The 10,464-nt window shown below is 67.0% G+C and carries 9 protein-coding genes; 6 read left to right on the plus strand and 3 right to left on the minus strand.

Annotated elements, in window-relative coordinates:
* Nucleotide 1 precedes the first annotated feature (1 nt).
* On the minus strand, nucleotides 2-595 hold the full coding sequence (locus C0R46_RS17585) for a GNAT family N-acetyltransferase (RefSeq protein WP_102960967.1): 594 nt from the start codon (nucleotides 593-595) through the stop codon (nucleotides 2-4).
* A 143-nt stretch (nucleotides 596-738) separates the two neighbouring features.
* Between C0R46_RS17585 and C0R46_RS17590 the strand changes: the two genes are divergently transcribed.
* Nucleotides 739-1,716: an aldo/keto reductase gene (locus C0R46_RS17590; protein WP_102960968.1), complete on the plus strand. Its 978-nt coding sequence runs from the start codon at nucleotides 739-741 to the stop codon at nucleotides 1,714-1,716.
* A gap of 86 nt (nucleotides 1,717-1,802) precedes the next feature.
* Here C0R46_RS17590 and C0R46_RS17595 read toward each other — a convergent pair whose 3' ends face one another.
* Nucleotides 1,803-2,165, minus strand: coding sequence for a PRC-barrel domain-containing protein (locus tag C0R46_RS17595; RefSeq protein ID WP_102960969.1), 363 nt, complete (start codon nucleotides 2,163-2,165; stop codon nucleotides 1,803-1,805).
* Nucleotides 2,166-2,539: 374 nt separating this feature from the next.
* Here C0R46_RS17595 and C0R46_RS17600 point away from each other — a divergent pair, with 374 nt between their 5' ends.
* From C0R46_RS17600 to C0R46_RS17620, 5 genes are all read left to right on the plus strand, one after another.
* Complete coding sequence (locus C0R46_RS17600) at nucleotides 2,540-2,902, plus strand: DUF4189 domain-containing protein (protein ID WP_102960987.1); 363 nt, start codon at nucleotides 2,540-2,542, stop codon at nucleotides 2,900-2,902.
* 100 nt (nucleotides 2,903-3,002) lie between these two features.
* Entirely contained in the window at nucleotides 3,003-3,329 is a 327-nt protein-coding gene (locus tag C0R46_RS17605) for a hypothetical protein (protein ID WP_102960970.1), read from the plus strand.
* Nucleotides 3,330-3,624: 295 nt separating this feature from the next.
* Nucleotides 3,625-5,088, plus strand: a complete 1,464-nt coding sequence (locus tag C0R46_RS17610) for a L,D-transpeptidase family protein (RefSeq protein ID WP_245413651.1) — start codon at nucleotides 3,625-3,627, stop codon at nucleotides 5,086-5,088.
* 137 nt (nucleotides 5,089-5,225) lie between these two features.
* A complete protein-coding gene (locus C0R46_RS21165) occupies nucleotides 5,226-6,569 on the plus strand; it encodes a L,D-transpeptidase family protein (protein ID WP_245413652.1) in 1,344 nt (447 codons plus the stop codon).
* Between the two features lie 19 nt (nucleotides 6,570-6,588).
* On the plus strand, nucleotides 6,589-7,758 hold the full coding sequence (locus C0R46_RS17620) for an extensin family protein (protein WP_102960971.1): 1,170 nt from the start codon (nucleotides 6,589-6,591) through the stop codon (nucleotides 7,756-7,758).
* 57 nt (nucleotides 7,759-7,815) lie between these two features.
* Here C0R46_RS17620 and C0R46_RS17625 read toward each other — a convergent pair whose 3' ends face one another.
* Complete coding sequence (locus C0R46_RS17625) at nucleotides 7,816-9,747, minus strand: M23 family metallopeptidase (protein ID WP_245413653.1); 1,932 nt, start codon at nucleotides 9,745-9,747, stop codon at nucleotides 7,816-7,818.
* Nucleotides 9,748-10,464 lie beyond the last annotated feature (717 nt).

Below are 10,464 nucleotides of genomic sequence, written 5' to 3' on the forward strand. Positions count from 1 at the left end.
GTCAGACGCGCCGTCCGCCCGTCGCGCCACGCAGCGCCGCCACCCGGGCATTCGCCCGCTCCCGTACCGCCGGCCACTCGGCCTTCAGCAGTCCGAAGATCACCTCGTCGTGGCGCTTCTGCCCGTCGGCGCTCAGGATCTCGCTGCGCAGGTGCCCTTCGCGGGGGATGCCGAGCCCGTCGAGGATGCGCAGCAGCGGCAGCCGAGGGGCCGCCACGCGAGCCGAAATTTTCTCGAGGCGGCATGCCGCATAGGCCCATTCGATCGCAGCGACCGAGATCTCCAGAACCGCAGCCTCGTGCCGGTGCGGCTTCTCGCCGACCACAAAGGCCCAACTCGCGGTGCGATGCCTCGCATTGACGTCGAATGTGGTGATGGCAACGGCAGCGCCGGTTGGATCGGCGACGCCGATGATGATCGCCGACGTGCCGTCGAAGCTCGCGAGGTAGCGGCGCACGTCCTCGACAGGGTAGTCGCGCGGGGAGAGGTTCAGGGCGGCGGCAAAGGCGGGATCTGCCAGCCAGCGGCGGAGCGGCGCAACATCGGAACCGGCATCCAGCCGGCGCAGACGGTAGCTCTGCGTTTCTAGCTCCATTGCATTTGCCTCCATGCCATGCGCCCCGCCGGCACCGCGGAGCCGCGACCCGGTTTCGGACGCGCGCGGATGCTGTCGGCGGCCAGCTGCGACCTATCTGCCTTACAGCCGGTGCCGCCGCACCTTCAGACAGGGAAAATCTCATGCCGTCCAGCCAGCACTATCGACCTCCCGGCCCGCTGGGCTTCGGCGGCGCGCCGCTCGGCAACATGTTTGCGCCCGTGCCGGACGAGGAGGCGCGCGCAGCCATGGAAGCCGCCTGGGATGCGGGCTACCGCTACTTCGATACGGCGCCGCACTACGGCAGCGGCTTGTCCGAGCATCGCTTCGGCGAGGTGTTGCGGACCAGGAACCGCGACGACTTCGTGCTGTCCACCAAGGTCGGGCGCCTGCTTTCGCCTGCTGACAAGGGCGACGACAGCATGTTCAAGCAGCCGCTCCCGTTTGCGGCACGCTACGACTATTCGGCCGATGGCGTGCTGCGCTCGCTCGAGGACAGCTATCAGCGCCTCGGCCTGTCGCGGGTCGACATCGTCTATATCCACGACGTCGCGGCCGATCATCACGGCGAGACCTGGACGGAGCAGTTCGCCATCGCGATGAACGGTGCCGCCAGGGCGCTGACTCGGCTGCGCGAGGAGGGTGTAATCAAAGGCTGGGGCCTCGGGGTGAACCTCGTCGAGCCATGCCTGCGGGCGCTGGAGGAATCCGATCCCGACTGCTTCCTTCTGGCCGGCCGCTACTCGCTCCTGGATCTCGCCGGGCTCGACGACCTCCTGCCGGCCTGCGCCGAACGCGGCGTGTCGGTGGTGGTTGGCGGCCCGTTCAACTCCGGGCTCCTCGCCGGCGGCAATACCTTCGAATATGCCGAAGCGCCGGACGAGAAGGTGCAGGCGCGCGACCGGCTGCGCGCCATCGCCGCCGAGCACGGCGTGGACCTTCGTGCCGCGGCGCTGCAGTTCTGCGCGGCCCACCCGGCCGTCGCTGCGGTGATCCCGGGCACCAAGAGCGCCGACAAGGCCCGCACCAATATGGATCTGGTGCACCAGGCGATCCCGGCGGAATTCTGGAAGGCGCTGAAGGCCGGCGGAATCCTGCCGGAGCACGCGCCGACGCCCTGACGCCGGCACCGCCGGGAAATGAAAAACGAAAGCGGCGGCCGTAACGTCCCGGCCGCCGCATGTTCGAACCGTCGATGGGCTTGCGATCAGATATAGGGTGCGACGCCGTAGTAATCGTTGATGCGTCGGCCTGCGGCGGCGTCGCTCCAGGTCGGCAGAGCCTCGCGCCCATAGCGTGGCGCGCCCTCGAGTTGGGAGCGGGTCAGGCCAACGACGTAGCCGCCCTGGCGCTCGTCGTATTTCAGCACCTCCCAAGGCAGCGGGTGGTATTCCTCGCCGATGCCGAGGAAGCCGCCGAAGGACATGATGGCGAACTTCACCTTGCCGTCGCGCTTGCCGATGACGAGATCGTCGATGTGACCGAGACTTTCTCCGTCCGTGTTGTAAACGGCGGTGCCGTTGACGCGGCTGGCCTCGATATTGTCGTAGGTGACTTCGACGTTCGACATTTGGACGTCTCCTCTCTTCTCTGTGTTGCGAGGAAAACGGCCGCCCTTCCGCGGCGTTCCGGACGTTACCGAAAGTTCACGTCGGCGTGAGGCTCGACTTCGGGAAAAAGCTTCGCCACCTGTCCACTACCGCGGTGGCTATCGCCTCCTCCGGAGATCCCCCGATCAGGCCAGCAGTAAAGCGCTGCGATGAGTGTAGCTAAGGGCCCCCGTGGCGGGACGCGCCGCTTTTCACTCGGCTGACGTTCGAATTTGCCTGTGTGGAACCCGTCGGCCGAGCACCGCAAGCTGCAAGAAGCGCATTGTGAGCATTTCAGGTCGGCCCTATGATCCTGCGCTGGCATGACGCCGGCGTCCCCAGCTGCGAGCCCCTGATGAAGACCGCGCTTCGCCTTCTCCTTCTCCTCACATTGTCGTCCGCCACAGCGCCCGCGCTGGCCGCCGGCGCCATCGCCGTCGCCGACGAAGAGGGCCTGTCCGCCGGCGAGGCCGGCTACGGCTTCGTCACCGGCTATGACAGCCGCAGCGAGGCAGCCGATGCGGCCATGCAAGAGTGCCGCTCGCAGGGCAATAGCGACTGCAAGGTCGCGGTGCGCTTCGACACCTGCGGCGCCTATGCCGGCAACCGCACCTATTTTGGGATCGGCTGGGGCAATTCGGAGCGGGAGGCGACACGCAAGGCGCTCGGTGATTGCGGCCAGGACAGCTGCCGCATCGTCGTATCCGGCTGCGAATAACCCGCCCGTTGCGCCGCCGGCAGGGTGATCGCACGCGCGGGCACCCTTCGCAGGCGCGTGCCTCCCATCTTCCGATAATTCCCCGACCACGGAGACTGCCATGTCCCGCCTCACCATCCTCACGGCCGCGCTCGCGGCGACAGCCTTTGCCAGCGCCGCCTTGGCCGAGAACCGCGAGGTCACCGTCAACAACCGCACCAGCGGCAACATCGTCCAGTTCTTCGCCTCCAATACCGGCACCAACAACTGGGAAGAGGACATCCTCGGTGTCGACGTCCTGGCGCCGGGTGAGTCAGTCGATGTCGACATCGACGACGGCACGGGCGCCTGCGGGTTCGACTTCAAGGCGGTGTTTGATGACGGCGCGACCGCGGTGAAGGGCGGCGTCGACGTGTGCGAGATCTCGGAGTTCGATTTCACGGAATAGCCCGGATCGGCTGCCTGCGCCGGGCCGCCGCCCTGGACCGCAGGTCGGCCGGCGGTCCGACTTCTCTCGATGAAGCGCGGCTGCCAATGCGCAGTTCGGCCATCACCGCCCGGCGCATCCAAATGTCTGCGGCGGCGCCCGTTTGTTGCTGGCGTCGCCGTCAGGTCAGCTTCACTTACGCTCCGGCGGCCATTTTCATGTCTGGTTCATTTGCCAATGGCTAACTCTGCCGGCAATTCGGGACCGTCCCGTTCGTCGTCTGCAGAGGCGAGCGGCCGCGCGGCGTGGAGTAGTCATGATGAAGTCTGCCTTTCTGTCCCCCCTTCTGCTCGCCGCGATCGGCGTACTGGCGGCGGCGGGCGGCGCTCAGGCTGAGCCCGGCAACAAGCGCCTGCTCCTGGCGCAAGACTTTCCCGACGACGACCCGTTCTATGACGGCGATGGGGGAGGCGGTCAGGTCTATGTCGACCAGTATGGCCGCCGCTTCACCGTCGACGGGCAGGGGCGTGTCGTGCGCCTCGACCAACGTAACCGCCGCATGGAAGAGCGGCGGGCACGTGCTGAGCAGAACCGCCGCCGAGCCTCGCGCGACACCGTGATCATCGGCGAGCCGCCGGCCGGCGCCGTGCTGGAAGGCCGGGTCGACGATCTGCCGTTGAGCGAAGGCTGGCCCAGCGGGCCGCGCTCCGCCGATCCTTACGGCGACGACGGCTACTATGATCGCCCCGTCGAAGCTGCGCCGCTGCCGGACGCCGGCCGCCCTGCCGATATCGCTCCGAATCGCAGCGCCGGTCTGCCCAACGACGGACTGGACCCGAACCTTCCGGATTCCGGGGCCCCGATCATCCAGCCTGGCGAGACCACAGCGCCCGAGAGCGACCCGGCGCCGGTCATCCAGGCGCCCACCGGCAAGAACGCCAAGGTCCAGATGGCGGCGCTGCAGGTGCTGCTCGACCGCGCCGGCATCTCGCCGGGCGTTATCGACGGCCGCATGGGCTCCAACGTCAACAAGGCGGCCGCAGCCTATCAGGAGAAGTTCGGCCGCACGATCAACGCCACCGATGCGAAGGCGCTCGCCGAAGAGCTCGACGCCACCGGCGGGCCGGCGGTTACGACATATACGATCACCGAGAAGGACATCGCCGGGCCCTATGTCGCCTCGATCCCGGAGGATTACGGCGAAAAGGCCAAGCTGCCGGGGATGTCCTACACGCGCGTCAGCGAGATGCTCGCCGAGCGCTTCCACATGGACGAGAACTATCTCCTCGAGATCAATCCGGGTGCGGACATGAACCGGCCCGGCACCATCATCAAGGTGATGGCCGTCGGCCCCAATGTCACGGAGCCGGTGACGAAGATCATCGCCGACAAAGGGCGCGAGCAGGTGCGGGCCTATAATGCAGAAGGCAAGCTCGTCGTCGCCTATCCCTCGACGATCGGCTCGTCCGACACGCCCTCGCCCTCGGGCACGGTGCAGGTGAACCGCATCGCCTTCGACCCGAACTACACCTATAATCCGAAGATCAACTTCAAGCAGGGCAATAACGAGGGCATCCTGACCATCCCGCCCGGCCCGAACGGCCCGGTCGGCTCGATCTGGATCGCCCTGTCCAAGCCGACCTACGGCATCCATGGCACGCCCGAGCCGTCGAAGATCGGCAAGACCAACAGCCATGGCTGCGTGCGCCTGACCAACTTCGACGCGCAGGAGCTCGCCAAGCTGGTGAAGCCGGGCGTCGTTGTCGAATTCATCGACTGAAGCCGTGCGGCGGAGCGCTGAAGGATTAACGCTCCGCTAACCATACCGCCAACGACCTGGCGGACACGCGAGGGTGAAGGAGCCGCAACGCTGCTTCGCCCGTTGCACCGGCTCCTGACTAATTTGAGGAGCCTTTGATGAAAAACGTCCTGTCTTCCGCGGTCCTGGCTGCCTCTCTTTGCGCCTCCGTATCGGCCCTGGCGCAGACGGCGGCCTCCGCGCCCGCTGCCAGTGAGGATGCGCTGAGCGCGACGGCGATCGACGGCGCGACCTTCGACGAGTGGCAGGCGCGCCAGGCCGAGGCGAAGGCGATCGCCGATGCGGCCAAGGCCGACCCGACGATCGGCGACGTCAAGCCGGCCGATCAGGCCGATGACACCGCCCCCGCCGCGGGTGAAGACGGAGCGGACAAGCCGACCGCCGATAGCGGAGCCGCCGCGGAGGCGCCCGCACCGGATGCGCCGGGCGCGGACACGGCCGCCACCGCCACGCCGCCGGAGCCCGGCACGAGCCCGAATGCCGCCAGCGAGGATGTGCCAGTCGCGGGCATGCCGGGCGCCGTCGTCGAGACGCCGGACAATTCCACCGACGTCCCCGACGAGGCTGGTCAGCAGGTCGCCGACAAGCCGAAGTTGCCGGACCCTTTCCTGATCCGCATGCAGGTGCTGCTTGACCGTGCCCATGTCTCGCCGGGCGTCATCGACGGGCTGGAGGGCGAAAACACCCGCAAGGCGATTGCCGCCTACGAGGCGCTTCGCAAGCTTCCTGTCGACGGTGAGCCCGACGCCGATTTCTGGACCGTCCTCGTGGTCGACCAGGGGCAGGCGATGAAGAGCTACGAGATCACGCAGGACGACCTTTCGCAGCGCTTCGTGCCGGATCTGCCCGAAGACTATGGCAAGCTCGCCAAGCTGGAATTCCTTGGCTATTCCGGCCCCGTGGAGATGCTGGCGGAACGCTTCCACATGGACGAGGATCTGCTGAAGGCCCTCAACCCCGGCGCCGATTTCACCAAGGCGGGCACCACGATCATCGTGGCCGATCCCGGCGGCGAGCCGGAGACGAAGGTCGCCCGGATTGTCGTCGACAAGCCGACGGGCGAGCTCACCGCCTATGATGCCGATGGCGGTGTCGTCGTCGCCTATCCCGCTACGATCGGCTCGAAGGACACGCCGTCCCCGACGGGAACGGTGAAGGTGAAGGGGATTGCTCCCGATCCCACCTACTCCTACGATCCCTCCAAGAACTTCAAGCAGGGCGACAACTCGGAGAAGCTGACGCTTCCCGCCGGGCCGAACGGACCGGTCGGCGACATGTGGATCGACTTGGACAGGCCGACTTACGGCATCCACGGCACGCCGCATCCGGAAACCATCGACAAGGCGGCGAGCCATGGCTGTGTGCGCCTTGCCAACTGGGATGCCAAGGCGCTGGCCAAGCTCGTCGAGCCCGGCAAGACCGTGGTGGAGTTCAAGGGCTGACTGTGGAGTTCCAGAGCTGATGATGCCTGCCCAGCGCCTGACCGGTTTTTCATCCGCCCTTCTGGCGCTGGCTCTTCTCACCGGTTCGGGTGGGTCGGCCTTCGCGCAGGCTGCACCGACGGAGCGGCCGGCATTGCCCGACGGTGCGGCGGCGCCTGTGCCGGCCGCGCGGCCGGATGAGCCCGCCGACGCCGGCGTTACGCCTGGCGGTACCGATGCGCAGCCGGTTGGCCAAAATGGTGAAGGAAACGAGGCGCCGCGCGATGGGACGGCGGCGGCCGGGGAAGGCGCCCAGCCCGGCAGTAAGCCGGACGCCTCTGGTGAAACCGAGTCCTTGCCTGCTGCCCAGGGGCAAACGGCCTCGCCGGAAGACGGGGCGGTGCCGGTTCCCGAGCCGCGGCCCGAAAGTCCTGGCGCAGCCGGCGAGGCCGGCGCTTCCGGCGACGCGGCAAAGCCCGGCGATGGCCAGCCGGCACCGCCACAGCCGACACTGCCGGAGCCGGCCGCCGGTACGGCTGCGCCGTCACCCTCCGTGCCGGAAAGCAAGTCGACCGGCGATCTCGCGGCGCCGCGGCCGACGACCGAAAGCCTGAAGGCCGCCACCGAAGAGGTCACGCCGGAAAGCGCCGTCGATGCCGCGGCGGCGATCAAGGATGCCAAGCTGTGCGAGGCGGAGCTGACCCGGCGCGGCGTCAAGTTCAGCGTCGGCGAGAGCATCAGCGAGGGCGATTGCGGCGTGCTGCGGCCGGTGAAGATCGAGGCGCTCTCCTCGGGCGTGACGATCCCCGGCGGCACCGTCATCCTCTGCCGCACCGCGCTGGCGCTCGACGAATGGGTTGGCGGAACCGTGGCAGGCGCGGCCAAGGCCGAGTGGCCGGATGCCAAGCTGAAGACGATCGAGGATTCTTCGACCTATGTCTGCCGGCCCCGCGCCGGGGAGGGCAAGATTTCCGAACACGCCCGCGGCAGCGCCATCGATATCGGCGCGTTCGGCCTTGCTGATGGCCGCTCGCTGCCGGTGAAGCCGGAGGCGTCGGGGACTGCCGAGGCGCGCTTTGCCGACGGTATCCGCGCCGCCGCCTGCGGACCGTTCAAGACGGTTCTCGGTCCCGGCACCGACGCCGCGCACAAGAACCATCTCCATCTCGACATGGCGGCACGGCGAGGCGGCGCGACCTACTGCAAGTAGGTCACGTGACCTCAGCCGGCGAAGGCTATTGGAATCAGGTTAGAATGACGGCTTCGGTCAGCGTCCTGCGACGCGCGTCTTCAGGTCGCGCTCCTGCAGCAGCTTGTCGATGCGGTCGCGCTCGCGCTTGAAGACCTCGAGCTCGTCGCCCTGCAGCGCGCGGCCCGAGGGCAGCTTGACGCGCATCGGGTCGACTCGCGTTCCGTTCACAGACAATTCGTAGTGAAGGTGGTTGCCGGTCGCCAGGCCCGTGGCGCCGACATAGCCGATCACCTGGCCCTGGCGCACCTTGGCGCCGGGCACCACCCCTTTGGCGATGCCGCTCTGGTGGGAATAGGAGCTTTCGTAGCCGTTCGGATGCTTGATGATGGTCTGCCGGCCATTGCCGCTCGACCATCCCGCCTTCTCCACGACGCCGGAGCCGGAGGCGAGGATCGGGGTGCCGCGCGGCGCGGCCCAGTCGACGCCCCAGTGCATGCGGACATAGCCGAGGATCGGGTGCTTGCGGCCCCCGAAGGGCGAGGTGAAGCGGCCGTTCGGGACCGGATTGCGCAGGAGGAACTGTTTGGCGCTGCGGCCTTCCTCGTCATAATAGTCGATCCGGTCGTCCTCACCGCCGCGGAAGCGGTAGTATTTCTTCGACATGTCGCCGAAGCGCGCCTCGACATAGAGGATTTCCGATTCGTCCGTCGCCTTCTCCTCGCCCTCGGCCAGCGAATAGAAGACGGTCAGCCGATCCTTCGGATCGAGACGCGACTGGAAGTCGACGTCGGAGGCGAGCATCCGGATCAGCTGCTGGCACAGGCGGTCGTTGAGGCCATAGGCGAGCGCTGCCTGATAGATGCCGTCATAGACGGTCGGCATGTCGGAGCGCATCGGGGCTTCGGTCGCATTCTCGTCGAAGGCCTCCGCAACGGCAGCGCTGACCGCCGGTGCCTCGGCAGGCTCGAAGGTGCCCCCGTCATCCTGAGCGACGGTCAGGATATGCCGCTCGCCGCGATAGACCGAGAGCCGCACGATCGAGGGCTGACCTCGGCTGTTGTCGGTGCCGACGCGAAGGACATTACCGGCCTTCAGGCTTTTCGAACTCAGGAGCTCGGCCATGCGCGTTGCCGCGCTGACGGATGCCGGATCGGTATAGCCGCTCTCGGCCAGCGCTTCCTCGATCGTCCGGGTCTCGCGGAAGGGGATGATCTCTTCGGCATAGCGCGCCGAGTCCGCATCGGTCTGGTCGGATGGTGCGATCGAGACGTTCTGCGTGGTGATGCGGAAGGCCGAACCCGGCTCGTAGTCCTCGACGTCGCTCGCCGTGGCAAAGCGCATCGCGTCGAAGGGGCGGAGCGCTGCGACCTGGACGGGCTTGTCCGAGAGGTCCGGGCCGATGCCGCGCACGAGCCGCTCGGCCTCGCTCACGTCAATGTCGCCGCTTTCGTCGAGTTCGGTCGCGTCGACGTCGAAGGGCTCGACCTTCAGCCGGACCTCGGCTTCCATCTTGTTGCCGTAGATCTGACCGGGATCGGCGGCATCTTCGGGCGGCGGCGCGGCGTCGTCGGCAAAGACCTTCATGGCGTCGAAGGCCGGATAGGACGCAGCCGTCGGATAGCGGGCCGCGAGCGCCATGGATACGAGCGCAAAGGGCAGGGTGCGGATGACCTCGCGGTCGCCCTCGCGGGTCATGGTGGAGAGTTCGAGAGTCTGGCGGCTGCGCACCGCCGGGACGGCCGTCGCAAAAACGCGTTCCCCCTTTTCCGAGATATCGTCGGTGCGCATCGGATCGAAGACGAGCGCGACCGGGCGCGCCAGCCCGTTGTGGCCATCGAGCGCGGCGGACAGAGCGATACCCATAAGGGCCGTCGAGGTGATGCCGGTCAGGAGCGTGCCGGCAAGCCATCGCGCCGACACCTGCCGCCGGTCAGGCCGACGCTTGCGATCGGCGACGAGCGGCGGCTCGTCTCCAAAGGCTGGCCTATCAAACGGCGCGTTGTTCAAGCATCCATGTCCTTCGATCGTCCCGGCCGGCTGTCGTTGATTATGGTGGCGAAATCGCGACGGGCCTGATCGGCCTTGAAGGACGTGCGTCGGCGCGGCCGGTCGACCGCAAGACAGGTCTTTCACGCAGGTCGCTCCTTGGCAACCCTTCGGGACGGACCCTGCCAAGCTCGTCCACGGCAACGCGGTCATATCCACCGGCCATGAGGACAATGCGTGATGCGCAGTCGCGGATGGGCGCTCCGTTCGTCGGCCGAACGGAGGCTACCCTCTATAGAAGGGAAGGGGAGGGATTCCTTGTCGACATAGAACCAGAGCACGAGCAGGCGCGCGAATGCCGTGCAGCCGAACACAGGGGCTCCGTGGAAAGCGAAACAGGGACGCCGCGAGATTTTTGAAGTTTTTGCGAAACGGGCGTTGACAGGGCGGAGAGGGATCGCCTATATCCGCCTCATCGACGACGGCGGTGGCGCCGGGGCCGACCGAAAGGGAGGCCAGCGAGCTGGATCGAACGAAAAGTTCGGTACCGGTTCGATTTCGTGCCGCCTGCGTCGGCATCTTTTGAGAGCCGCTTAGCAGCGACCCTCCAGGGTAACGGCAAGTCATTGCCTGAAACTCGACGGCAGGTCTATCCGCCGTGATCTTTGACAATTGCATATATGAGAAGAAAGAGAAGCGTGGGCGGCGGATTGTCTGCGAGAGGCTCTGAGGTCGGTA

It is taken from the genome of Mangrovicella endophytica (assembly GCF_002893625.1).
GTDB classification, from domain to species: domain Bacteria; phylum Pseudomonadota; class Alphaproteobacteria; order Rhizobiales; family Rhizobiaceae; genus Mangrovicella; species Mangrovicella endophytica.

Coding starts and splice junctions, on each gene's coding strand:
- C0R46_RS17600 (WP_102960987.1), top strand. CDS start 2,540: ATGAAGACCGCGCTTCGCCTTCTCCTTCTCCTCACATTGTCGTCCGCC.
- C0R46_RS17605 (WP_102960970.1), top strand. CDS start 3,003: ATGTCCCGCCTCACCATCCTCACGGCCGCGCTCGCGGCGACAGCCTTT.
- C0R46_RS17595 (WP_102960969.1), bottom strand. CDS start 2,165: ATGTCGAACGTCGAAGTCACCTACGACAATATCGAGGCCAGCCGCGTC.
- C0R46_RS17585 (WP_102960967.1), bottom strand. CDS start 595: ATGGAGCTAGAAACGCAGAGCTACCGTCTGCGCCGGCTGGATGCCGGT.
- C0R46_RS17590 (WP_102960968.1), top strand. CDS start 739: ATGCCGTCCAGCCAGCACTATCGACCTCCCGGCCCGCTGGGCTTCGGC.
- C0R46_RS21165 (WP_245413652.1), top strand. CDS start 5,226: ATGAAAAACGTCCTGTCTTCCGCGGTCCTGGCTGCCTCTCTTTGCGCC.
- C0R46_RS17610 (WP_245413651.1), top strand. CDS start 3,625: ATGATGAAGTCTGCCTTTCTGTCCCCCCTTCTGCTCGCCGCGATCGGC.
- C0R46_RS17620 (WP_102960971.1), top strand. CDS start 6,589: ATGATGCCTGCCCAGCGCCTGACCGGTTTTTCATCCGCCCTTCTGGCG.